The sequence below is a fragment of the Bombilactobacillus sp. ESL1197 genome (assembly GCF_058107145.1).
Genome location: NZ_JBYLTY010000003.1, coordinates 24,047 through 47,155 on the forward strand (window position 1 = coordinate 24,047; position 23,109 = coordinate 47,155).

A 23,109-nucleotide genomic window follows, 5' to 3' on the forward strand; every position below is an offset into this window, starting at 1 on the left:
ATTAAAGGAGTTTTTATGATGAAAAAAGAGATCAACAATGGTAATGATCGAACAAAAACCTATTTAGGAATAATAGCAGCAGTTTTCTTTTGTTTAACAATTTTGTTTGGCTATACGACTTTAACAAGTAGTCAAATTAACAAAGCTAAAGCTAATAAAATAGTGGCCCCATTTTCTAAGAAATTAACTAAGGATCAACAGATGATCAGTAGTTTAAGGGCAGATAATCAAAGTTTACAAGCACAATTAAGTGATCAAAAACAAAAATCAGAAACAAAAAATAATAACTCTTTGAGCTCACAAAATGTTTTTTTAAATGGCTATGGTGATTTAGCAACAAAGTTTGTTTCGCAAATAATTGGCCCACATACCGCCGCTGACATTCGTAAAAATTTAACTGGTATAGCTACTAAAGAAGTGATTGATAAGGTTGCTCCGGTAGATCAAAATGAAAAGTTTGATTCTAAAGTACCACAATCGAAGATCACGATTGACCACGTTGATAGTTTTATTGACAAGAGTTCGATCACTGATCAAGTCGCTAAAGTTTACGCCATCGCCCACTACAAAATTGACGAAACAGATATGACCACGCGCATTAATTTAACGATGGGGATTGGTGATAATAACAAATTAATTGTGACTGACGCCGCTTATGACGTTCCTAAAACGGATAATTGAGGTGCTGATTATGTTTAAAAAAAAGCATAAAGTGAGTAGCGCAATTGACTTAAACTCACACCGTAAAAGATATCTAATGATTATCTTGGGGTTTATTTTTAGTATCTTTATTATCTTTGTTTATACTCTTTCAAAGCCCCAAAGTATTTCTAAATACAAGACAACAACTTATTCGCAAATGGGTGATTTAAATTTAATAACTGACAAAGTAACTTACGACGCGTCCAAACAAGAATTAAGAATTGGTATTTTAGTTACCAATCAAGCTATGAATAGCAATAGTAAAACAAAGAGTGAAACTAATTTTAACGATATGATGAATAACTTAGATAACGATTCGGAAATTTTGGAGACGATGAGTAATATTAAATTCAAAGCAGAAGCGATTGGCATTAAGCAACAAAATGTTAAACTACCCAATCAAGTACGGATAATTAATTCTGATTACTTGGTTATTAATGTGCATCAAGTTCCTGCGTCTGAGCCCTTAATTCGAGTAGTGCTAACGCCAAAAGTCATGAATAAAAATGTTAACTCATCGATTAGTTCTAATAATAACTCTTCCATTAGGTCTTATTTTTTACGTAAAGATTATGTTAAGCAACCGTTGAACGACGCTTATTATTCTTACAAATTTGACGCCGACAAAGCAAAGATCAAATCAATTAAGAAAGTAATTAAGCAAGGTCAAAAAGAAAATCAGTCGCTTCAAAAAGACATTCAAGATAAGCAAAAGTTGGTTGCTAAGGTTCAAAAGTTAGAAAAAATCGATTCAGATTCAAGCTTGGAAAATCATCGGTCACAAGTTCAAAGTTATCAGTCAACTATTAAGCAGGATCAGTCACAAATTGATTCTATTAATCAAAAAATCAGTAGCTTAAAAAAGCAAATTCAGAGTATTAATCGGAATTAATTTTAAAGCAGACTTAAGTTTAAAAGCACGGGGGTTAGGGCCGAAAACCGTCTTTTAGTAAAGAGCATAAGGAAACCTGCTGGCAAATCCATTCTGGATTTGCTGCATAGGCTGTGCCTATGCGGTTTCTAAGACCTAAATCTTGCCGTCAAAATTTCTTAAAAATATCCCTAAAACAGGACAGTCCTATTTTAGGGATATTTGTTTTACCAGCATTCTTAACTGCCTTGTAAATAGGACAGTCCTGTTTACAGGAGCAACTTTTAGTCCCTGCTTTTTTATGAAAGGAAGTAATTATGAAATTAACTGTTAGAAATTTAGACCCAACTGTTTCGGCAATGTTGAAACAAAAGTTAAGAGATATGCGAGAAAAAGGAATCAAAATAAACCAAGATGAGCTGGTATCAAATTTATTAGAAAAAGCATTGACTGCTGATTTTTATGACTACAAAAAAGATATTTATGATAAGTCAATTGCTACTTTAACAGACAAGTTTCAAGAATATATTGATAGCAATAATAAAGTTTTAGAAGTTGTAGCGGGTATTGAAATAGAAGAAGATGAGGAGGAAGAGAATAATGAACAAAACTAAAAGTGAGTTATATGATCGTCATATTTGGTTTACAGGGTCAAATCTTATTGTTTTAGATGAATATATTGCTAACCATGATGGAATTAATAATTATTCTGGAGCTATTAGAGATATTATCAATTCAATGGAAATAGATGATAAGCGTTATCTAAATAAGTTATCAGCTATTGGCAAGGAAGTTTCTATTATTTTAGAGATTTTAAAAACCAATGCACCGGAAGCTTACGAGGCAGCCAAGAAAAAAGTTGAGGATCGGATCCAGTATCGGACGACCCGCAAAGCTAATAAAACTGTGCCTCGGACTTTAAAAGATGATCCGTATAAAGTTGATATACCCAACTTTTTAGGCAAATAACATGAGCAGTCCAGGGATTATTTTAACCTCCAAGTTTTCACTTCCTAACTCTAATGACTTCACGAAATTTGTTAATTATTTGACGCGGGAACAAGCCTTATTAAAAGAAGAAAAGTTAACTAAGTCAGAGACTAAAGAGTTACAGCTGATCCAAAAAAATAAGCAAGAACTGTTTCAGCAGCCGGGACGTTCTTCCAAAAGTTATGCGTCGGAAAATTCTCATAAGCGGCTGCAGGAAGAAGCCAATCATTTAGTCAATGACGATTTTGACTTTAATAACTTGGGTAAGATGGACTTTACAAAAATGGTAACTTACATGTCACGAAGTTACGCTTTACGCCAAAAACCTAATCCAACTAGCAGTGATCAATTTGAAATTAAGCGTATTGATCAAGCTATGGATAAGATTATTGATCGCCAAGCAGAAGCCCAAGATAATCTTGATAAAGCGAACATTTTAAATGGCGTATTTGATCAAAAACGAGATTTCATTAGTGTGAATGACTTATCTGACGTTAAAGAGAAATTTTTAACAGCGCAAAAAAATGGTTCGGTTATGTATCAAGACGTCGTATCGTTTGATAATAATTTTCTCAAACAAATTGGTTTACTAGATGATCACAATAACTTAAATGAGTCGCGTTTAAAAGTGGCAGCTAAAAGTATGATGGATCGGATGTTTGAAATTGAAGACTTAAAAGATACTGGTTACTGGTTTGCGTCAATTCATCGTAATACGGACAACGTGCATATTCATTTTGCTACTGTTGAAAGTACCAACACGCGCAAAATAGTTCAGCGTGGTCAGTATTTAGAACCGAAAGGCAAACGCCGGCAAAAGACAATCGACGCCATGAAAAACACGTTTACGCATAATCTTTTAGACCGCAGTACAGAATTAACCCGAATTAGTGAGTTAAGAAATGATTTGGTAAAGGGAATTAAAACAGAATTGCAAAATAACCATAGCCGGCGGATTAATCACTTGGTCAGAGAGCTTTATCGTTTTTTACCAGAAGATCACAGCTACTGGAATTATGGCGCGGCTGGTCCTAATCAATCGCCAGTTAAGAAAGCAATTAATAAAGAAGCTAGAGAAATCTTAGACCAAATTACAATCGAAATTGTGCAAGATAATCCTGATTTTAAGGATTATCAAGATTTGATTAAACGGGAGAGTGAATTAGATCAAACCTTATATGGTAAAAGTAAACGAAAGACTAAGGACTATGAACAAAATAAAACTTTGGACTTGAAAAAGCGTTTAGGCAATTCAGTTTTGAAAGAGTTGAAGCAACGCCAACTAATTCAAACTAAGAAAGTTAATGCCTTAAATAAAATGAACAGTCAGTACGCCAAACGCCGTTATGTTTTACAAAAGCGTCGGCATTACAAAGCCGTAGTGCCCAAATTTGTGCCTTATTTTAATCGCAAATTGGACCGGATTTTGAGTAATGACGTGAAGCAACAACGCAATCAATACTTTTATCAACAAATGCAACGAGCCGCAGAACGCGGTCAATCATATTAAAAAGAGGTAATGAAGTGTTTAATCGAGTAACGTTAGTTGGACGTGTCAGAAGTCCTTTGAGCTTGCAAGAAAAAAATAATTCTAAGTTTGTCGAGTTTGACTTAATTGTTACCAGAAACAAAACTAATAACAACGTACGCAAAACGGATAAATTTAATTGTATAGCGTGGCAGTCGATGGCCGAACAATTAATAGCAAGAGCTGATCAAGGAACTTTAATGTTAGTTGACGGTCACCTGCAACGAAAAAAAACAGGGTCAACTGAGGTAGTTTTGGAGGATTTTAACATTTTGGAAATGCCGATTAGGCAGATGAAAAAGGGTTCTAGACAAAGACCGTTTGTGTTGATCCCAAAGAATAAGTAGGTAGTTAAATGATAAATAAAACACGTTTAGGAGAACTCATTGAGCTCTCTTTTTTAATAGTTAATTTCCAACGATCACCGCCTAAAAAAGTTTAGGTGCTGGTCGTTTTTTATTTTTAAAAGGAGATTTAAGATGGCGAGGTTTACAGATGCAGAAGTTGATCAAGCAAACGGTGTAGACATTCTAAGTATTTGTCAAAATAATGACATACCTTATGAGATGGAAGGTAACCGTTATGCGCGGTTAATTGACCATGACTCATTGTTAATTGACTTAAAAAAGAACGAATTTTATTGGAATTCCCGCCAAATTTCAGGAGGAGCGATTGACTTTGTAAAAACGTACGTGCTTGATAATAATGATTTTCGCCAAGCAGTTTCTTATTTGTTAGATGATACTCAAGGTAAAGCTTACGAAAAGCATACAGACAAAGAATTTGTTCAGGAGCCGTTTGTCTATGACGAAATCAAAGAATTGGATAACATTGATCGGGCGCGAGCCTATTTAAAGGACGTGCGTAAGATTTCTGACCAAACAATTGACGAATTTCAAAAATCAGGTGTTTTGGTAGAAGATAAGTATCATAATGCAGTCTTTAAATGGTTGGATAGTAGCCGTCACAATGTGATTGGCGCTTCTAATCAAGGTACTGTTATTAATCACGAAAAATACGGTAAACGGGGGACTTGGAAAGGAATTCAAAAGAACTCAACTACTGCTTTTGGAATTACTCATGTGATTGGTTCGGCTCGGAACTTAAAATTTTTTGAGAGCGCCATTGATATGATGAGTTATCGTGATTTACACCCTGAACTCAAGGATACGATGTTGGTTTCTATGGAAGGACTCAAACCCCAAGTCGTTTATAATTATGTAGCAAAAAATATTCGTAGTCAGAAGAGAGCGCCAGACTCAATTACTATTTGTGTCGACAATGATAAAGCTGGGCATAGTTTTTACGATCGAATGGCTCAAACCACTTGGGTTTGCCAACTGGACAATAAGGAAGTAACTTTTGGAAACGAGCTATGTTCGGAACCAGGTTGTAAAGACTATAACGACGAATTAGTCAAAAAAGCTGAATTAGCAAGTGAACAGGAGCAAACTAATGAAAAACAGCAAAAACCAGAAGAAGTGCAGTCACCATTTGGTTCGGCAGTTACGCACGTCAAGTCACTGGGGGTTAACTTTCAACCAGAAGAACAATCTCAGCTGGAAAAGACAACAGTTGTTCCAGAAATGCAGGGGTTAGAAGAACCGCCTGAGTCTTCAGAACCCCAGTGGCAACCAGAAGAGCCAAATTTTAATGTTGGTCAAACTAAAGATTTTAACAAAAATGATCCTTCTAAATCTACGCCTGCGCAGAAGAAGGAAACAAAGAAAGATCTTAAGACTGAGCTTAAAGGAAAAATGAATGAGATGTTGACGGATATTAAGGGTTATTCAACTAACCCAAAAAAGTATTTGGAAATGTTGGAGTTCATGAATAAATTTCACAATTATTCAACTAGGAATCAGCTGTTAATAGCGCACCAACGCCCTGGTGCGGAGGCGGTTGCTAGTTTTAAAAAAATCAAAGACTTGGGCTATTCAGTTAAAAAAGGTGAAAAGGGTATTAAAATTTTAACGCCCGTGCAAGTTACAACGTTTAAGCGTGCCGGTAAAACGATTAGACTGAGTCAAGCAACCCCGCAAGAAAAGCAACAAATTAAGTCGGGTCAAATTCGGTCCGAAAAAAGTACGTTCTTTAAAGTGGGTAGCGTGTTTGACGTTACGCAAACCAATATGCCGAAAGAGAAGTATCCGGAACTCTACCCGAACCGGCATGTTGATTTTGATATTAAAAATCCGGCTGATCAAAAATGGTTAGATCAACAGTTGAATAATTTTGCGCAAAAACAGGGCGTACAAGTGATTAAGGATCTACCAGGAGCAGAATTTAGCAATCGTTTTGGCAATGCTAAGGGCGTTTGTATCAAGCAAAAAAATATTTACTTGAACCCTGAAAATACACCTAGTGAAATGACCACGGTTTTAATCCATGAGTTGGCTCACTCACAACTGCATTCATCGAAAGAGCATGAAGAAATGGAAAAGCCAATGCGTGAGTTACAAGCAGAGTTGACTTCCTATTTAGTGGCTGATCATTTTGGGATAGATGATCATGATTTTACGGTTAACTATTTAGCTAGTTGGACCGATAATGGCCAAAAACTAAGTGAATTAGATAATAAGGACCAATTTAAAGTTTTAGATGGTGTTTCAAAAACTGCTAAAAAAATGATTGAGTCTTTTGATTCAAAAGAACAAGATAGAGGAGAACGAAAAATGACTGATAAAAGTAAGGACCAAAAGAACGTTGAAAAAAAGCAACAGGAATTAACTAAAGAACAAGAAGATATGCGTAGAAAAAAATATCAACTAGAACTACAAAAACAAAAAATGGAGCGCGATTAAGCAATGACGGATTATTTAATTTTGGCGGAAAAACCGAGTGCAGCCAAGAAGTTTGCCACTGCCTTAGGTGGAACAACTGGTAGTTATGGCGGAAAAAGTTACAAGATAGTGGCGAGTCACGGGCATTTAATGACCTTGAAAGAACCGGCAGAGATGTTAAAAGATCCTAGCTTGGCCAAGAAGTACAAATCGTGGGATATTAGCGACTTACCATGGAGTATGCAAGATTTTACCTGGCAAAAAACCTATAAGAAGCAATCAACTGCCGCTGATATTAAAAAGATTAAGGAAGCCACAAAGGATATTCAAACATTGGTAATTGCGACCGATGACGACCCGTCAGGCGAAGGGCAGCTGTTAGGCTGGGAAATAGTCAATGCTATTGGTTGGCATGGTCCAGTGGGGCGGATGTATTTTGAAGACGAGTCAGCTCGGAGCGTTCAAAAAGCATTTAATCAAATTGTTCAATTGCCGTCGCAAAATCAAGATGGTGAATATTTGAAAGCCGAAACTAGAAACCGTTGGGATTACATGTCAATGCAGTTAACCAGAGCTTCAACTGATTTGGCCCGTAAGGCAGGCTACCATGTTAAGAGTGTGCGTCAGGGACGTTTGAAGTCGGTAATTATTCGGCATATATTCGATCAGCAAGAAGCGATTAAAAACTATCAACGCAAGCCGTTTTACGAGGTTAAATTTAAAGATGAAAATGAGCACGTTTTTACCAATAAACTAAAGGATACCCCTAAATTTGAACAAAAAAATGAAGGTGAGCAAGAGTTACAAAAGTACCATGACTCATTGATCAACTCAGCTGTCATTACCCGTAAAATGCAGTCTCCAGGAGCATTGATTGACTTATCAGGGTTAGCGGCACTCCTGGCACCAATGGGTTTTAACGCTAAAGAGGTTTTAGCCACATATCAAAAACTATATGAAGCCGATTATGTTTCATATCCGCGTACGGAAGACAAGAAAATCACCCTAGAACAATTTAATGATTTATTGCCCTTAGCAGAACAAATTGCAGGTGTCGTTGGCGTTAATCCGCAATTACTAACCCACCGTTCACCGCGAAAAAAACATTTAACCAAAGACGCAGCGCACGGCGCTAATCGTCCGGGACTAAAAGTTCCTACTTCTTTAGCGGATTTAAGTAAATTTGGTCCCAGTGCTCAAGCTATTTATCAGACTTTGGCCAAGAACTATTTAGCCATTTTGTGCGAAAACTATGTTTATGATCAAGTTAAGGCTACTTTGGTTGACTATCCAACGTTTGAAACGTCTTTTAATATTCCAGTTGAATTAAACTTTAAACAAGTGTTCGCAAATGACTCGGACGAACAAGACCAAGAACAAAAATCCGAGTTAGGAAAGATGGCAAGTCCATTTCTGTATGAGGGAGCAAATCCGAAGCCTACTAAGCCCAGTATGAAGTGGGTCACTAAATATTTAGAAAAATATAACGTAGGTACTGGTGCAACAAGAACGTCCACGTTAGCTGAATTAGTAGCCGGCGCAAATGCCCCGCTAAAGGAGAAAAAGGGCGTTTATTCGATGACGCCAGTTGGTAATTTGACAGCGGCTTTGAATAAAGATACGTGGATTTCATCTGTTAATGTCACTGAAAAACTCTTTAACGGCATGGCCCAAGTTGGCCAGAAGCAAATTAAGCCTGGTCAATTATTAGGCACGGCCACCCAAACGATTGAACACGATGTACCGATTATGATTTATAACGCCAAAACTTTAGTAACCACAGTGGGTAAACCGCAAGGTAATACTGCACCATTTAAGAAAAAGGAAAAGGTCAGTGGAACGTTGGCCAATGGAACAAAGGTCGAATTTAACCAAAAGTGGGGGACGCACACGTTTACTGACAAAGAGGTTAACGATTTGTTGGCAGGAAAAGAAATTAGCTTTAGGTACAAGAAATCAATGATCAAAGGTTCGTTACAGCAGCAAACTTACAAGGGTCACAAGTTTTGGGGATTTAAGAAAATATGATTTTTTATGAAAAGCATTATAATTATTTTTATGGAGGAAACTTATGATATCTAAATGTAAAAAGACAGTAAAACGGCTTTTTAATGATCCTTATTTTTGGATATCTTTGTCTATAGGTTCTTTGTTATCTGCTTTTTCTTACGTGAAAATCCAAATAGAAATACCAAGGATATATAATGAATTAATGAATAGGCGACAGTTATTAAATAAAATTTCTGGAACGACTATTATGTTGTTTGGTATTACTATACTACTTTTTATCTGTTTTGCTTTTATGGCTTTAGTATCTTATTCCTCAATCATTAATAATAAACACAAAGGATTTTTTTACGGAAGTATTAGTATTATACTAATAATGCTTGATGTTATGTTTTTTTCCATTAACATAGTAAGAAAAAAACTAGATATTTACCTTGTGGTCCTTGTTTTTATTTCTATTACCTGGATTATCTGGTGCAGTATTAAGTTATTTAAAATGATATATAAATGGATACAGGTAAATGGTGATAAGAAGTTTGATTTAGCAAAATTAACTTTTATTTGGACTATTATTGCCGCTTTGTTCGGTTGGATTTTGCATAAATAGTTATTAATTTGGAGATTTAAGTGACTAGAATTAGAATAAATTTTTTAATTACGGAATCGTTAACGGTGTTGATGGTTGGGCTATATATGATCTTTTTATATTTCTATAATAAAAATTTACGCTCAATATGGGATTCTTATAGTAATTTGATTAGTAGTTCATTTGCGGTAGTTGGGGCTGAAAATTATGAAACATATCTATTGCTTGGATTAGTGTCTATAGGTGTAATGATATTTGAAGTGTTCATTTATTTTAAGTATGGTGGAGAAGATGCGTTACTATGGTTAGGTATAGTAATAAATTTAGTGTTGATAATTTGTACTTTCACACTACTTTGTAATCCAATTTTGGCTGCAGCCACTATTATTATACTTTTTGTAATACTATGTAATGGATCTTAAATTTTATGTAATTAATATGTGAAGGACTAGCAAGTAATTTGCTGGTTCTTTTTTATTTGCAAAGGAGTGAGCAGAAGTGAAGAATATGAAGACTGATACGTCTAAAAGGGTATTAAAAATCGCCGGACTGGCGATCTCAATTATTTTAATTTTTACGGTCTTTTTAGCTAGACATAAAATTAAAAACTATTGCGTTGGTGTTGCGAATAAAGCTGAGACAGTCATGATCCCAGCAGTGGACGCTAATCAAGATTTAGCTGATCAAACAAGCAATACGAAATTTAAAATTGACGATAATGTGCCGGATTTCGAGGATCAAGACTTGGTACTTCAGAAAAAGAAAAAGCAAAAAAGTACGTGGATCTATTATTCAAATCAAGACTCTGCGAACAGACCTACGCAAGTGGACGCTATGTTAGATCAGAATAGTTTGCCTAAAAAGCCAAGTGTAAAACCTGTTACCTACACGCCGGTAGGTTTTATTAATAATGACAATATGCCTGGTAAAGTTAATTTTACTCGTGGTAAGTTATTGAACAATTTAGTTGATAAAAAGGTAAATGTTAATGATCCAAGAAATGTATTTACGGCCACTAACTTTTTGGAAAGTAATTTAATTAACGTTATGGAGAAGAAAACCATTAGTTATCTAAAAACTAATCCGAAAAATCACGTCCGTTATCGAGCAAAATTAGTTTACAAAGACAGTGAAATCATTGCCCGCGGGGTACAAATCGAAGCTCAATCAGTTGAAGATCGCGGCTCAACTTCTAATTTGAGTTTCAATGTTTATTTAAGGAACATGCAATCACACATTCAAATTAATTATGTCAATGGTGATAGCAAGAAAGGCATTTAATAGTAAATAAATTTACCCATTTTTAATCAAAAAACGGTAATTGGCTTATTTGCCTCAAAATGAGCTTATAAGAATTTTTTGTAGCTTGAATATAATTGGACGTGATTTAAATTTAAATTGCTTAGATTGCAAATATGAAAGCCAAATTTTGTTAAAAGTCAAAAAAATTATCTTTTTCAATCAAAAGACAGATTTAGAATGAGCATGGTACACTTATTAGTTAATAAGAGGTGAACGTCTATGAATTATAACGAACAATTAAAAGAACTTACTGCATTAAAGACTAAAATGAATCAATATCGTCCGTTATCTCAATTAGAAGTTAAACAACTAGAAAAAAATGTTCGAATAGAACATGTTTGGTCTTCCGCGGCAATTGAAGGTAACACTATGAGTAAGTATGAAACAGCTGCTTTAATTGAAGGTGGTTTAGGAGCTACTATTCATGGTAAAACGCTGAAAGAAACACTGGAAATTACCAATTTAAATAATGCCTACGACTACATGGTCGAATTAGCAACTAAACAAGTCGAATTAAATGTGTCTGATATTCGCAATTTAAATCGGATTGCGACCATGGAAACGATCATTCCACAAACCGACGCAGGTAATTATCGAACCATCGACGTTTGGCCATATGGTTTAGAAGATCACCCTTATTTAACACCATATGATATTCCGGAAGCGATGGATAATTTAATTGTCTGGAGTAAGACCGCATCTCAAGAATTGCACCCAGTGCAGTATGCAGCTGACTTGCACCAAAAATTTGTTTCAATCCACCCTTTTAGAGATGGTAACGGTCGAACGGCTAGATTGTTAATGAATTTTGCTTTAACGGAAAACGGTTATCCAGTAATTAATGTTAATCCATCTAAAGTAGCTCGCAATAAGTATATGGAAGCTTTAGAAAAAGCCAGATCTAATCAGCATGAAATGATACCATTTCGGGAATTAATTGCCGGCTACGTTAAAGATGAGCTTAATCATCGAATTTCTATTTTGGAATTAAATGAAAGAAACACCAAAGAAGCTGAAGAAGATCTTTATAGTGACCAAAACAGAATTAATTGGAAAAAGTATTATCATGACCACAAAAATGAGTTAGACAGATGAGTAGTAAACAGTTAAATATCTTTAAAATGGCAGGGCACCTTTTATTAGGGGCCTTGCTTTTTGTTTGGGAACAGATACCAGTGATTATTTTAGAAGCGATGGCCTCAAATAAAAAGGCTAGTCAATCTTGGCTTAGTTACACGATTTTCGCGCTTTTTTGTATTTTAATTATAGTGGCCATGATTTGGATAACTAAAAAGGTACAGTTGTTTCCAACCAAAAAATTGGACCGTCAAGCATTTTTGTTAGTAATAGCTGCTGGTGTCTTACTATTTCTAATAAACTTGGTACTAGCACCGTTATTTAAAGCAATAGGTAATACTAACGTCAGCACTCAACTGCAAGTTGTTAAACGAGTCCCAGTTGCTTTTACGATTTACGCACTTTTAATTGGGCCAATTTTGGAAGAATTACTTTTTCGAGGATATATACAAAACATGTTCAACTTGGATCCAAGGATAAATATATTATTGTCGGCGGTCATTTTTGGTTTAATGCACGTTTCCAATGATCCAGTATACTTTATTTCTAAATTGATTATGGGAGTGATTTTAGGCTTGGTTTACTGTAAGACTAGAAATATTAAGGCAAGTATTTTAGTACATTTAATTAACAATCTGACTGCCTTAATCTAAAAAGAAGACTCTCCTGATTTATTTATAGGAGAGTCATACATATGATTTAGTTTAATTGGTATTGTTGTATTTGATTGTATTCATCTTTCATACTTTTTTCCGCATTACGGATGTCAATGTCATTTTGTAAATTTAAAAAGTAGCGATCCGATACACCGAATAATCGTCCTAAACGAACAGAAGTATCTACGGTAATTTTACGTCGATCATGTAAAATATCCTGTATTCTTGATGTTGGAACATTTACTTTTTTAGCTAGCATATATGCGGAAAGATTTAAAGGAATCATAAATTCTTCCTTTAAAATCTCACTAATTTTTGGTGTAGTTATATTATTCATCTATGGCTCCTCCATTAATTATGGTAATCAATAACTTCAACGTCAACAAAATCATTTTGGTTTCTAATTGAAAAACAAAGCCTGTATTGTTCATTAATTCTAATGCTATACTGTCCGCTTCTATTACCAGATAATTGTTCTAAATGATTAGCTGGGGGCATTCGTAGATCGTTAATATTGTTTGCATTGTCTAACATAATCAATTTTCGTAATGCTGTTTTTTGGATTGTTTGAGGCAATTTTTTGGAGAATTTTTGATTGTATATTTTTTCTGTTTCTTTGTCAGCAAAAGATTGTATCATAGTTTACTTTCCAATAATTTAATTTAACTATAATTATATCTGTTTATAATGCACATGTAAAGGAGATATACAAAAAGAAGATTTTTATGTTTAAAAAAGGTATTTTTAGGGTGTGCTCGTAAAATACCTTTTGGGATATGCTATACTGGAAATGTTAAAGTGTATTCTAAAAGGTATTTTTTAAATTAGGGGTAAAAATATGAAAATTGGCTATGCCCGAGTATCTTCGACTGACCAAAATTTGGCTCGGCAGATTGAAGCGCTAAATAAAGAAGGTTGCACAAAAATTTTTCAGGAGAAAATCTCTGGTAAAAATACGGAGCGCCCTCAACTACAAGCAATGTTGAACTATATTCATGATGAAGACGTTGTGGTAATTATGAGTTTGGATCGTTTAGGACGTAATTCTCAAGATATTAAAGATCTTTTGTCTGAAATTCGTCAAAAGGGGGCAACGATTGATATTTTGGATCTTCCTAGCTTCAAGGGAGTGGAAGATCCTAATTTAAAGAACCTATTGACAAATATAGTAATTGAACTAATGTCCTATGTTGCTCAATCTGAACGCGAGAAAATCCGCGAAAGGCAAAGGGAAGGAATTGCGATTGCTAAAAAGAAGGGCGTTTACGTAGGCAGAGTACAAGAATATAATGATCATGCGAAAGATCCTAAAAAACGATTAGTGTATCAAGCAATTGTCCAAGATTTGAAAGACAATAAGCCAATTAAACCAATGGCCAGAAAATATGGGGTGTCTAGGACGCTTATTTATAGAATTAGGAAAGAGCTATAAAAGTTGATTGAGAATTGGATTGTTTAGTAGAAAGGGTCGTAAAATTCAGTGAATAAACAATTAAAAATAAAATTTTATAAGAGTAAATTGATTTATTATTTTAAGTCAAAATCTAAAGTTTTCATTGTCTTTATTTTTGGAATTTTAATTGGTTTTGTAATATCAGGTTTCTTTTTTCACAAAACAGGAACGATGAAGTGGATTTTTAATAGTGGTTCGGCAGTACAGTGGGTTTCAGCGATAGGAACATTGGGTGCTGTTGGTACTACCATTGATTTGTATAGAAAAGATCAACAAAAAAAGATAATCATATTATTTCAAATTGAAAATTCAATTGAACCGCAATGGAAAGTTAGTGCTTTAAACACTTCAAAGGTTACTATATGGCTATATTTGATAGGATTTAAGATAACGAATGAAGAAGGAAAGTCTTCGTCTTTTCCTCCCATATCTCCAGAATTTGCTGAATTACAAAGGCTTGAGGTTGGTAAGGAAACACAACCGTATTATTTAACAATGGAAGATGTTATTAATAGTATTGAATCCTCAGGTAATTATGGTTCTGAATTTTCAATTAATTCTGCAACAGATAAAATTAGTATAACGGCTACGTATATGGAAGCTAGTGGCAAGACATATTGTCAAACTATTTTGGCTAGTAAAAAAAATTTAAAAGATAGTATAAAATTTGCGAAGGGTGAACAATTAACTGATATATAAAATGATTGAGCGTAAGACAGGGATTAGTAAACGTACTCAACAGCGACGTTTTAAATTACTGAACAATTAATTAATAGAATAAGGAGAATTCATATGCTTAAGAAAATGTCTTATTATTTAGACGTCTTACTTTATCTTGCCATGGTAATTTTGAGTGTTTGTTCGTTAGTAGAATCGTTACTTCATCCAACGACAAGCAATTCATCAACCATTTTTTATATTTTAAGCACAGTTAGCTTGGTCATAGCAACCGTTTTGTCTGTTGCTAGAATTAAAGTTAATAGAAAATTAGGTTTTGTTTTAAATACTTTGAGCGTAACATTAATGGCTGCCAGCGCGTGGTTTCTGTTAATAGCCAACGGCTATATTTATAAAATTCTTGGTCAAGTAATAATAGCAGTGTTTTTAGTTTTAACCATAGTGATTGCTTTTATGAATTACTATTTGGTCAAAAATAGCTAATCAAAACAATTTTAAGCAACAAAATAAAGTGGCTAAAGCCTTGTAAATCAAGGATTTAGCCACTTTTTTATGTTATAATTATGTATGTAAAGTAAATGCTAAGGCGGTAGCTATTCCTCGAAAGGGAGTGGTGCTTATGGTGTAAAAACTGTAAACCCAGATCCTAAAGAAAGGAGTAGCAAATTGTTTCATTTGAACATTCACGATCTTTGCCAGATAATCACTACGATTATCGATGTCGCAAGTTTCGTTTGGATGGTCATGCATGAATCAAAAAAATAGCTGTCCTTAGCCGTGCCTGGCTAGATAGCTATTTAAATATAATATAAAAATTTTAATAGTTACCGCCTTGGCAACTTTACGGAAAGGTTAGTGTACAAGCACTGACCTTTTCTTACATACAGATGATAACATAATTTGAAATAAATTTCATGTCAAAGGAGTTTAATTATGCATACTAAAATAGTCGGCTGTTTAAATGCAGTACTGTATTTGTTAATGATAATTATTAATTTATTTTCCTTAACAATTGAATTGATAAGACCTGATAGAACGGCTTTTTCAATTGTTTTCTACGTTTTGAGTACTTTGTTTTTAGTATTGACGTTAGTTTCGTCTTTAGTAGCTGTATCTAAAAAGATGGGTCGAATAACTAAATTACATTTAGAATCTTGGACCTCGACTTTCTTATTTGCAGGCATGGTTTTTATGTTAATTGCCGGTGGCTATATTCAATATGTTGTTAGCAAGTTAATGGTTCTTGTGCTTTTAGTTTTAACTTTGGTAGTTGTTTTCTCAAATCACAGTTTGGAAAAAAATCTTCATGAGTAAGAAAAAGAAGAAGAGCAGACCAAGGGAAGTTAGGCGCGCGGTTAAAGCTGTTCTATTATACAAAAATAAAAAGAATGGTCGGTATCGTTTTGATCCTGTATCAAATTTCCACGAATACTAAATTAGAAGTCGAAGGAAAGCCGCTTAGTAAGTTTAGAGGGACAAAAGTTCCATCTAGTAATATCATTATGGTTAAAACCAACTATGGATCAAAACCGGCGGTGGTATTAGAAAATATGGAATTAACCGGTGACATACCTTAAAGGAAAGTAGCAAACAATGACTGAAGATAAAAATGTAAGTAGGAAAATGTTTCCCAAACATGCAGTGTTGGTACGACATATGAACAAAAACGATAAAACGGGTGCGTATGAACTTTCTAATGGTGCTTATTGGTTCCGTTTAACCATTAATACGGAAGATCGGCCCCATAAAGAAAAGTTTAAAAACGACAGAGTACCATTTGGCCAAATTGTAGAAGTGGGTACAAGGTATGGTCACAAAAGGGGCGTTGTTTTAGAAAGTAAAACAGTAACCGCTGAAGACGGCGAGAATGCACTTGCTGAAGTTCAACACATGAAGCGGGTATTAGTAATTACCAATGATAATTTAGACGATTTTGCGCCCGAGTTAACTCCTAGTATTTACAATTATGTTAAGTCGCCGAAAAAGCAGAAGAAGTACACGTATCAGTCTTCAAAGATAATCAATAAAACTCTTCTGCCGTATTTAGGTATGACTGTTAAATATCGCTACAAAGAGCCACAAATGGAAAAATACGAAGGTTTCTACTTTAAAATGTTTGATATTTCCTTTCGGAATAGACTTGCTAGAAAGACACCAGTGCGGAAGGGCTACTCTGTGTCCTTATATGAACGTGATGAAAATGATAAAAAGCAAGCCTTTGACATGGATAGCAGTTCTGACATTACGTTAATCAATATTGTGGACGGTATGAACCAAGGTCAGTTTTTATTTCCAAAAACAGTTTTGTTGAAGCATGGGATTTTAAGAAAACCAGGAGTCAAAGGAAAAATGACATTGCGCGTTTATCCGAGTTGGGAAACGGGATTGAATGCAGCTGCTTTAAAAGAATTGGAATGGCAAACAGATTATTTTGTTGATTTATCAAATGATCGTGAAGCTGATATGGAAGTGTTAGAACGTATTATTGGTTGATAAATTTGTTCATTTAAGATGATTCAATGGTTGTAAATTTAATTAAATAGGTAGTGATTATTAGCAATGAAAAAAAGTGGAAAAATTATTATTAAAATAAATGATAGTGATTATGCATTTGTTAAAGGTGAAACGGAAGATGATAATTGTAATTTGATTTTAATTAAAGACAAAAAAGGTGATCATATCATTGAAGTGTCTTTTGATAGCTGTTCTTATTTTATGGAAAGTGACTTATCCGAGGAGAATTTATTTTTTGAGCCAAAGACAATTTTTCCTGATCTTTCTAATGTTGAATTAATTCATGATAAGCCTATTGCTTTAGATCCGGACGAATTTATTAAACTTATGAAATCTCAGTATTCAATTAAATTTGATAATATTCAACTAGAAAATAAAATGAAAAATTTGATATTGTCTACTGGGTACTATAAGCTTAAACCGTTTATAAAAGTAAACAAAGGTATGAAGGCTGAAGATGTATTTAATCTTTACTATTTAGATAAGTACGTCAGAAATAATCTTGCAAGATTATTGCCAATAATAGAAAATACTTTGAAGCAGTTATTAATTCAGAGTGTTTTAGAAAAAAGTAAAAGTGTTGAAAATCATTCGAATATAAATGAACCATTTTTGTATGAGTCGTTTAATAATAAGTTATATTCTGATGATAAAAACATATTTAATAGTTGGATTAGTAAGACAAAAGAAGACTTAGAAGAATTGAAAAGTAAGGATCAAAATTTAAGTGATACTTTAGATAAATATTTAGGTCATGTACCAATATGGACAACTCTTGACAAGATAACATTTGGAAATTTAGGACATTTTTTAACTACTGTAAATGTTGATATAGCCAAAGACTGTAGTCGTGAGATTTTTAATATACCTGAAACAAATGAAGAAAATGAGTTAGGAAATTATCCATCTATTACCGCTATATTTTCATTTACTAAATCAATGGTTGATTTGCGAAATAAAGTTAGTCATAACGATAGTTTGATTTTTCCTACCCATAGGAAAGTATCTAAGAGAAAGTTTCCAAGTAATAAAAGAAATTATTTGTTTTCGTCTAATCGATACTACAACAATAAGGTTCCTGTAGCAGGTCTTTTTTTTCAATTATTGATAATGAAATATTTTTATAATTCATTTTATGAGGAAAACAAAAAATCTTGGAATTCTTTTTTAGATGGGTTTTCAAAAAAAGTTCAAGAATATGGAATAAGTGTAGAATCAGTCTTGGAATTTCCTACTGATTGGTATGATATATTGAAATTTTAGTTTTTTAATTATTGACTTTAATTTTTTATGATGTATTATAGTTATTGAAAGATATCAATCGGGCGTACTTATATCAGTACGGGCACGATTGAGCTACATAATTTAAGAAGACAAAAAAGCGATCTAGTATGTAGAATCGCTTTTTTAATTATCTAATCAATAAAAAGCGGATCAGCATTTGCTGACCCGCTTTTTGTTTCTTTAACCATTAAATTCTCCAAAACTTTTATTTAAAGTCTTTCTTTTCTGCTCTTTTCCTTTCGGTTCAGAAATAGTAGAACTATCATTGTCGATCGAAGAACTATCTTGAATATAATCTGAATTTGGTCTCAGAACTTGATGGGCATGTAGTCCGTCAATTTCATTTAAGATGCACATTTTTACAAATGCTGCTTTAGGCATATTAGTATTTTGCAACTGATTTAAGATCCTTTGATCTCTTTCGTTATCAGGGTTTAACCTTAATTGAACATATTCTATTTTGCTCAAAATTAGACCTCCTTACTTACTTGTTGTGATTTCACATACTTGTAAAATCCACGAACATTTGCTACTTCTGAATCTTTAATGAAGACAGCGTTAGGAATTTTATTAGTGATTAAGTCTTTATTGATTAAGTTTGCACCACCGCCGGTAATCAATAGTTCAGCTAATCCGTCAATATCTAATGTTGATTGTATGTCACTGATTAGCTTTTTGGTAAAACGATCAATTTGTTTGTTAACCGAAGAAGTAATATTATTTCCACTTTCGGCTTTACCATTGGGAGAATAGCTCCAATCACGCGCTTTTGATCCTTTGATTAAAGCTTTTTCTAATTGGTAATCGTTGGTATCAACGTCTAAGTCTAGGTTGGAAGCAATGTTTTTGATTAATGAGTTAATCCCGGTCTTATATTCGCGTCGATCAACTGTATTGAGATCCATGTTGTTCAAAGTATCTAGTAAAACTGTACCGCCGCCGATATCTACAATGCCAATTTTATCAGTTTCGTAATGCTCATTTTTAACGTATCCTTTGTCATCTAACATTTCCTCACATACGGTACCAACTGGTTGCGGTAAAATTTTAACTTCCTTAACGTCAATGGAGTAAGTTTCGCCGTCAACTTCTACCTGATGACGACCTTTTAAAGCTTTGCTTAAAGTTTTTAAACGTTCTTGACTGGTAAAATCGTCAGTTGGTACGCCAACAATACTTTGAACTTCTAGAACGCTTTTTTTGGAAGAAGGAAAGTCACTGGCAAGTAATCCTAAGGCAAATTCAACTAGTAACTTAAATGAGTCGTTTGTATAACGATTTCCGTAGTTAGACAATGTGTCTTGAATTAAGTTGTCTAAGTGTAAATCGTTAATCCCCTCACCCCATAAATAGTGATCTTCGTCAAACATAGCCTTGAACTCTTTTACGTTGTTTTTTTTGTTTGATCCTAGTTGAATAGGAGCGTCTGCTTTGTTAACGAAACGTGAAGGAATAATATATTCACTTTTACTGTCCTTTAACTTTGAGTTTTTATTGCCTAAATCTAAACTGAAAATTTCCATAGTGATTTCTCCTTTTTATTTTAACATGCTTTTATATGTGTTTACATGCTTTATTATAGCGTGCAAAATCGTAAATGCAACTATTTGCATGTAAAAATATGCAAAAGTTTGTGTTTGTTCGATTCATCTTTGATCTGAGACATGTATTTACATTTAAAAATACTGTTATAAATGCAAATACATGCTAAAACATTTGTTTATAAAAAATGAATTTCCAGAAAACAAATTAAATTACATGTCTTTCAATGGAAAAACATGTAATGGAAGGTGAAAAAATACCCTGGATAAAATTCCAGGGTATTTTCGTAAACACATATATCACGATATAAACAAATCGGATATACATATCCTATAACTTATTTAATTTAAAATCAATAAAATTAAGCGTGATTTTTCTTAATAGCTTCAATTTGCATTTTTATGAGCTTTTTAACCTGAGGTGAAGAATTTTGAATATGTTCTTCTACTAAGTCGGTTACTACTTCATAAATTTTTTTGTTTTCAATACTAGCTATAGTTGATATAGCTGAATGAGTGTCAAGTGTTAGCCGAACAGATTTTGGTAATTCTTTAGAATTTAATCTATGCGTTGGGTGAGATAAAATTGTATCATTAGGCATTGATCTATCTTCATGAACAGACTTTTCTGGCTCAATATTTTCTGGTCTTTGCGTTTTGTTTTTTCGAAAGGAGCTTAATCCTATTTTTTCAGTCATTGTTATTCTCCAGTAGTTTAATTCTAGCTAGTAATTCTTCAATTACTTTTTTATAAACTTCGTGTACTCTTCTATCATTTATATCTTTAAAATTGTCTGTTATTCCAGTTCTGTCAAATCTTTTTAGACGTGCCATTTGCTTAATCTTTGTTTTAAAAAGGTTTTGTTCACCAAAACTATTTATGGCGTCATTAATAACATCTAGGTCTAATTCTGAACCATTTTGTTGTAATACGGGTAATACACCAAGTAAGTCTAGAGGTAACTCATAATCATCTTGTAGTTGGAGAAGATGGTCAATATATTTTTCGGCGCCTTTTAATGAACGCTCCTGTGTCTGTAAAATTACTACTACATAATTACTTGCAACTAAAGCACTGTCTGTAAATTTATTTAACTGCGGCGGTACGTCCATAATTATAAAGTCATATTCAGTTTTTAGAGGGGCTAATAATTTTGAAAAGTAAGTGTCTTGAGAGTAATCATCGTCAAATGATTCGTACAATAGTTTTTCATATCCTTGAAGGTCTTCATATGAAGGTATTAAATCTAGATTGTCTTTAACATTAATTAGTGACTTTGAAAGATCTTTTTCTTTAATAGATTCGAATAACGATTCTTTAAAAACAGGTTTTTTATGGTAAACATTATTTATAGTTGTTAATACTAAATCTGTGGCATTAGCTTGAGGATCTAAGTCTACTATTAATGACTTTTTGTTAATTTTTGATAGCGTATAAGCAAACATAACAGCATTTGTAGTTTTGCCTACACCACCCTTGAAATTTCCAGTAGTAATTATTTTTACCATTTTAAATCACCTCATTTAGTATAAAAATCCACTTTTATAAATTTATAAAATTATACTTTTCCATTTTTATAAATCTAATTCATAAAGCAGAGCCTTAATATAGCAGCTTTTATTTTGTATATGCTTTACTTTTATAAAATCATAATACCATAAAATTATACTTTTATAAATATATAAAAGTATAAAAGTATAAAATAGCTATTACAAAGTTTTATAAAACTGTTGAAGTAAATGGAAGTATGAGTTATATTATGTTTAAACTTAATGTATTGGTTGAGTTGAAATAATAATTGTTGATTTTGAAAATCTGTGATAGAGTCAACTTGTGTGTTATATCTTACATAGTTTTTGTATCTTACAAATTTGGATACAAAAAAAGACTCAGTGCTCTCATATGAGCCAACTAAGTCTTAATAGCAAAAAAAATCGCCCTAACACCAATTAGGACAATCACATACTCAACATATTGTGGTTCTATTGTATAGCTCATTCTTAGAGTTGTCAATGCGATTGATTAAAAAAGTGCGGGAGACAAGCCGCGTTAAGAGACTTACTAAGTGAGTTAACAGGACATGATCTTGAAGTGTTAATTTGACGGTGTGAGGAAACAAGTAGACAAGCAGGTCGCTTACCCGCTATTTCAAAAAGAAAATTTAAGCAGTCCTAGTTGGATCACTCCTAACTAGGGTTGGGCCAGCGCTAGCCCGTGGGCTAATCACTCGATGATTGAAAGAGACCACTTACTAATAGCGTGGGATAAGTTCCAACGATGGAACAGGTAAAACGGCTTGCTGGGCAACCAGTGAGCGGTATCAGTATGAGTTTATTATTCGAACAATAAAAAATAAGATAATAGACGCCGCAAAGGGCGTTTTTTTTGTGGTTTGGAAACACAGTTTCCGTTAAGTATTGATTGGCATGAAGCCAACAAATGAGTGACAATCGAGGCTCCCGATAAACGTCGATGAGCTAAGTAGGTTGATTTTGTACTCTGGACAAAAATCTAGGGTACAAATCTGCTCTCAGCAACCCTCAACCATCTCTAAGCTAAGCAGGTCTAAACCCTAGAGTCAAGGGATTTTAGGAAATAAATAAGATTTATGTTATTTAATGATTTTGAGTTATTGAAAATTAAGATTATTTAATAGTGAAATATAAACTTTGTGAATGTAAATTTAAATTGCGCAATATAAGTTTACGCTTTATTTTTTGGTTAAGTTTTGTTTTAAATTTGCTTGATTATTTTTTAAGATTAATGTATTCTTTGATTGTAATTAGAATTACATGGCTTATGAAGCTTTGTTTTAAGGGCTTTAAAGCCTAATAACAATCAAATAAAAAAGAGAGTGGCTTGATAGAATGTTGAAGCATTCTAAAAAGTCATAACTCGAACAACGACATTTGTTCGGCTATTTTTACTCTCCGAGAGAACTCCCTTTTTATAGCTATTGGTAGTAGCTATAATGGGTTAGTTCACTTGGATATTTTAGCATAGATAGCGTTAACGTCTAAAGAACTTCGTTAATCTATTTAATTAATTAAGCTAAATTGAGTGGAGTACCTGTACAATGCAGGTGCTCCTTTTTTGTTTGTTGTTAAGGTTTGTGGTTCTAATTAGGGGTTGATTC

The 23,109-nt window shown here is 33.5% G+C and carries 24 protein-coding genes and 1 pseudogene; 19 read left to right on the plus strand and 6 right to left on the minus strand.

The genetic code is table 11. The features are described from left to right. Positions 1 to 18 precede the first annotated feature (18 nt). The 12 genes from AC3B6B_RS07645 (at position 19) to AC3B6B_RS07700 (ending at position 12,499) form a co-directional block, all read left to right on the plus strand. Complete coding sequence (locus AC3B6B_RS07645; protein WP_489758078.1) at positions 19 to 681, plus strand: hypothetical protein; 663 nt, start codon at positions 19 to 21, stop codon at positions 679 to 681. Positions 682 to 691: 10 nt separating this feature from the next. Further along, entirely contained in the window at positions 692 to 1,594 is a 903-nt protein-coding gene (locus AC3B6B_RS07650) for a hypothetical protein (RefSeq protein WP_489758079.1), read from the plus strand. 296 nt (positions 1,595 to 1,890) lie between these two features. Continuing rightward, positions 1,891 to 2,187 carry a hypothetical protein gene (locus AC3B6B_RS07655; RefSeq protein WP_489758080.1) on the plus strand — a complete coding sequence of 99 codons (297 nt, stop codon included), beginning with the start codon at positions 1,891 to 1,893 and terminating at the stop codon, positions 2,185 to 2,187. Then, the gene (locus AC3B6B_RS07660; RefSeq protein ID WP_489758081.1) at positions 2,174 to 2,542 is read left to right on the plus strand and encodes a hypothetical protein; all 369 of its coding nucleotides are present in this window, start codon (positions 2,174 to 2,176) and stop codon (positions 2,540 to 2,542) included. Before AC3B6B_RS07655 ends, AC3B6B_RS07660 begins: the two co-directional genes overlap by 14 nt. Position 2,543: 1 nt before the next feature. Next, positions 2,544 to 4,073, plus strand: a complete 1,530-nt coding sequence (mobP2, locus tag AC3B6B_RS07665; protein WP_489758082.1) for a MobP2 family relaxase — start codon at positions 2,544 to 2,546, stop codon at positions 4,071 to 4,073. A 14-nt stretch (positions 4,074 to 4,087) separates the two neighbouring features. Beyond that, on the plus strand, positions 4,088 to 4,438 hold the full coding sequence (locus AC3B6B_RS07670) for a single-stranded DNA-binding protein (RefSeq protein ID WP_489758083.1): 351 nt from the start codon (positions 4,088 to 4,090) through the stop codon (positions 4,436 to 4,438). A 132-nt stretch (positions 4,439 to 4,570) separates the two neighbouring features. Next, positions 4,571 to 6,895: a DUF3991 domain-containing protein gene (locus AC3B6B_RS07675; RefSeq protein WP_489758084.1), complete on the plus strand. Its 2,325-nt coding sequence runs from the start codon at positions 4,571 to 4,573 to the stop codon at positions 6,893 to 6,895. 3 nt (positions 6,896 to 6,898) lie between these two features. Beyond that, on the plus strand, positions 6,899 to 8,902 hold the full coding sequence (locus AC3B6B_RS07680; RefSeq protein WP_489758085.1) for a DNA topoisomerase: 2,004 nt from the start codon (positions 6,899 to 6,901) through the stop codon (positions 8,900 to 8,902). A 43-nt stretch (positions 8,903 to 8,945) separates the two neighbouring features. Continuing rightward, the gene (locus AC3B6B_RS07685; RefSeq protein ID WP_489758086.1) at positions 8,946 to 9,488 is read left to right on the plus strand and encodes a hypothetical protein; all 543 of its coding nucleotides are present in this window, start codon (positions 8,946 to 8,948) and stop codon (positions 9,486 to 9,488) included. 486 nt (positions 9,489 to 9,974) lie between these two features. Beyond that, positions 9,975 to 10,748 carry a DNA/RNA non-specific endonuclease gene (locus tag AC3B6B_RS07690; protein ID WP_489758103.1) on the plus strand — a complete coding sequence of 258 codons (774 nt, stop codon included), beginning with the start codon at positions 9,975 to 9,977 and terminating at the stop codon, positions 10,746 to 10,748. 240 nt (positions 10,749 to 10,988) lie between these two features. Beyond that, positions 10,989 to 11,864, plus strand: coding sequence for a Fic family protein (locus AC3B6B_RS07695; RefSeq protein ID WP_489758087.1), 876 nt, complete (start codon positions 10,989 to 10,991; stop codon positions 11,862 to 11,864). Between the two features lie 80 nt (positions 11,865 to 11,944). Beyond that, on the plus strand, positions 11,945 to 12,499 hold the full coding sequence (locus tag AC3B6B_RS07700) for a CPBP family intramembrane glutamic endopeptidase (RefSeq protein ID WP_489758088.1): 555 nt from the start codon (positions 11,945 to 11,947) through the stop codon (positions 12,497 to 12,499). Positions 12,500 to 12,545: 46 nt separating this feature from the next. On the opposite strand, the gene AC3B6B_RS07705 is transcribed toward AC3B6B_RS07700, so the two are convergent. Both AC3B6B_RS07705 and AC3B6B_RS07710 read right to left on the minus strand, forming a co-directional pair. Beyond that, the gene (locus AC3B6B_RS07705) at positions 12,546 to 12,839 is read right to left on the minus strand and encodes a HigA family addiction module antitoxin (RefSeq protein ID WP_489758089.1); all 294 of its coding nucleotides are present in this window, start codon (positions 12,837 to 12,839) and stop codon (positions 12,546 to 12,548) included. Positions 12,840 to 12,853: 14 nt separating this feature from the next. Continuing rightward, positions 12,854 to 13,141, minus strand: a complete 288-nt coding sequence (locus tag AC3B6B_RS07710) for a type II toxin-antitoxin system RelE/ParE family toxin (protein WP_489758090.1) — start codon at positions 13,139 to 13,141, stop codon at positions 12,854 to 12,856. A 199-nt stretch (positions 13,142 to 13,340) separates the two neighbouring features. On the opposite strand from AC3B6B_RS07710, the gene AC3B6B_RS07715 reads away from it, so the two are divergent. The 7 genes and pseudogenes from AC3B6B_RS07715 to AC3B6B_RS07745 all read left to right on the plus strand — a co-directional run bounded on the left by AC3B6B_RS07715 (position 13,341) and on the right by AC3B6B_RS07745 (position 18,410). Then, on the plus strand, positions 13,341 to 13,934 hold the full coding sequence (locus tag AC3B6B_RS07715; RefSeq protein WP_489758091.1) for a recombinase family protein: 594 nt from the start codon (positions 13,341 to 13,343) through the stop codon (positions 13,932 to 13,934). Between the two features lie 48 nt (positions 13,935 to 13,982). Continuing rightward, a complete protein-coding gene (locus AC3B6B_RS07720; protein WP_489758092.1) occupies positions 13,983 to 14,654 on the plus strand; it encodes a hypothetical protein in 672 nt (223 codons plus the stop codon). Continuing rightward, positions 14,644 to 14,724 (plus strand): annotated as a pseudogene (locus AC3B6B_RS07725) (recombinase family protein); the annotation flags it as partial. The gene AC3B6B_RS07720 and the pseudogene AC3B6B_RS07725, both read left to right, overlap by 11 nt. Before the next feature lie 23 nt (positions 14,725 to 14,747). Beyond that, positions 14,748 to 15,116 (plus strand): hypothetical protein, encoded by a 369-nt coding sequence (locus AC3B6B_RS07730; RefSeq protein WP_489758093.1) that lies wholly within the window; start codon positions 14,748 to 14,750, stop codon positions 15,114 to 15,116. A gap of 450 nt (positions 15,117 to 15,566) precedes the next feature. Next, a complete protein-coding gene (locus tag AC3B6B_RS07735; RefSeq protein WP_489758094.1) occupies positions 15,567 to 15,947 on the plus strand; it encodes a hypothetical protein in 381 nt (126 codons plus the stop codon). A 279-nt stretch (positions 15,948 to 16,226) separates the two neighbouring features. After that, positions 16,227 to 17,126, plus strand: a complete 900-nt coding sequence (locus tag AC3B6B_RS07740) for a MepB family protein (RefSeq protein WP_489758095.1) — start codon at positions 16,227 to 16,229, stop codon at positions 17,124 to 17,126. Positions 17,127 to 17,192: 66 nt separating this feature from the next. Further along, a complete protein-coding gene (locus AC3B6B_RS07745; RefSeq protein ID WP_489758096.1) occupies positions 17,193 to 18,410 on the plus strand; it encodes an Abi family protein in 1,218 nt (405 codons plus the stop codon). 201 nt (positions 18,411 to 18,611) lie between these two features. Here the strand turns inward: AC3B6B_RS07745 and AC3B6B_RS07750 are convergent, their stop codons facing one another. The 4 genes from AC3B6B_RS07750 to AC3B6B_RS07765 form a co-directional block, all read right to left on the minus strand. Then, positions 18,612 to 18,899: a hypothetical protein gene (locus tag AC3B6B_RS07750; RefSeq protein ID WP_489758097.1), complete on the minus strand. Its 288-nt coding sequence runs from the start codon at positions 18,897 to 18,899 to the stop codon at positions 18,612 to 18,614. Positions 18,900 to 18,901: 2 nt separating this feature from the next. After that, on the minus strand, positions 18,902 to 19,954 hold the full coding sequence (locus AC3B6B_RS07755) for a ParM/StbA family protein (protein WP_489758098.1): 1,053 nt from the start codon (positions 19,952 to 19,954) through the stop codon (positions 18,902 to 18,904). 380 nt (positions 19,955 to 20,334) lie between these two features. Continuing rightward, the gene (locus AC3B6B_RS07760; RefSeq protein ID WP_489758099.1) at positions 20,335 to 20,670 is read right to left on the minus strand and encodes a hypothetical protein; all 336 of its coding nucleotides are present in this window, start codon (positions 20,668 to 20,670) and stop codon (positions 20,335 to 20,337) included. Beyond that, positions 20,663 to 21,481, minus strand: a complete 819-nt coding sequence (locus AC3B6B_RS07765; RefSeq protein WP_489758100.1) for an AAA family ATPase — start codon at positions 21,479 to 21,481, stop codon at positions 20,663 to 20,665. Before AC3B6B_RS07765 ends, AC3B6B_RS07760 begins: the two co-directional genes overlap by 8 nt. Between the last annotated feature and the right edge of the window lie 1,628 nt (positions 21,482 to 23,109).

What these genes read in the sequence shown, in the direction of transcription:
- AC3B6B_RS07645 (WP_489758078.1), top strand. Translation starts at nt 19, where the DNA reads ATGAAAAAAGAGATCAACAATGGTAATGATCGAACAAAAACCTATTTA.
- AC3B6B_RS07650 (WP_489758079.1), top strand. Translation starts at nt 692, where the DNA reads ATGTTTAAAAAAAAGCATAAAGTGAGTAGCGCAATTGACTTAAACTCA.
- AC3B6B_RS07655 (WP_489758080.1), top strand. Translation starts at nt 1,891, where the DNA reads ATGAAATTAACTGTTAGAAATTTAGACCCAACTGTTTCGGCAATGTTG.
- AC3B6B_RS07660 (WP_489758081.1), top strand. Translation starts at nt 2,174, where the DNA reads ATGAACAAAACTAAAAGTGAGTTATATGATCGTCATATTTGGTTTACA.
- mobP2 (WP_489758082.1), top strand. Translation starts at nt 2,544, where the DNA reads ATGAGCAGTCCAGGGATTATTTTAACCTCCAAGTTTTCACTTCCTAAC.
- AC3B6B_RS07675 (WP_489758084.1), top strand. Translation starts at nt 4,571, where the DNA reads ATGGCGAGGTTTACAGATGCAGAAGTTGATCAAGCAAACGGTGTAGAC.
- AC3B6B_RS07680 (WP_489758085.1), top strand. Translation starts at nt 6,899, where the DNA reads ATGACGGATTATTTAATTTTGGCGGAAAAACCGAGTGCAGCCAAGAAG.
- AC3B6B_RS07685 (WP_489758086.1), top strand. Translation starts at nt 8,946, where the DNA reads ATGATATCTAAATGTAAAAAGACAGTAAAACGGCTTTTTAATGATCCT.
- AC3B6B_RS07690 (WP_489758103.1), top strand. Translation starts at nt 9,975, where the DNA reads ATGAAGACTGATACGTCTAAAAGGGTATTAAAAATCGCCGGACTGGCG.
- AC3B6B_RS07695 (WP_489758087.1), top strand. Translation starts at nt 10,989, where the DNA reads ATGAATTATAACGAACAATTAAAAGAACTTACTGCATTAAAGACTAAA.
- AC3B6B_RS07705 (WP_489758089.1), bottom strand. Translation starts at nt 12,839, where the DNA reads ATGAATAATATAACTACACCAAAAATTAGTGAGATTTTAAAGGAAGAA.
- AC3B6B_RS07710 (WP_489758090.1), bottom strand. Translation starts at nt 13,141, where the DNA reads ATGATACAATCTTTTGCTGACAAAGAAACAGAAAAAATATACAATCAA.
- AC3B6B_RS07715 (WP_489758091.1), top strand. Translation starts at nt 13,341, where the DNA reads ATGAAAATTGGCTATGCCCGAGTATCTTCGACTGACCAAAATTTGGCT.
- AC3B6B_RS07730 (WP_489758093.1), top strand. Translation starts at nt 14,748, where the DNA reads ATGCTTAAGAAAATGTCTTATTATTTAGACGTCTTACTTTATCTTGCC.
- AC3B6B_RS07735 (WP_489758094.1), top strand. Translation starts at nt 15,567, where the DNA reads ATGCATACTAAAATAGTCGGCTGTTTAAATGCAGTACTGTATTTGTTA.
- AC3B6B_RS07740 (WP_489758095.1), top strand. Translation starts at nt 16,227, where the DNA reads ATGACTGAAGATAAAAATGTAAGTAGGAAAATGTTTCCCAAACATGCA.
- AC3B6B_RS07745 (WP_489758096.1), top strand. Translation starts at nt 17,193, where the DNA reads ATGAAAAAAAGTGGAAAAATTATTATTAAAATAAATGATAGTGATTAT.
- AC3B6B_RS07755 (WP_489758098.1), bottom strand. Translation starts at nt 19,954, where the DNA reads ATGGAAATTTTCAGTTTAGATTTAGGCAATAAAAACTCAAAGTTAAAG.
- AC3B6B_RS07760 (WP_489758099.1), bottom strand. Translation starts at nt 20,670, where the DNA reads ATGACTGAAAAAATAGGATTAAGCTCCTTTCGAAAAAACAAAACGCAA.
- AC3B6B_RS07765 (WP_489758100.1), bottom strand. Translation starts at nt 21,481, where the DNA reads ATGGTAAAAATAATTACTACTGGAAATTTCAAGGGTGGTGTAGGCAAA.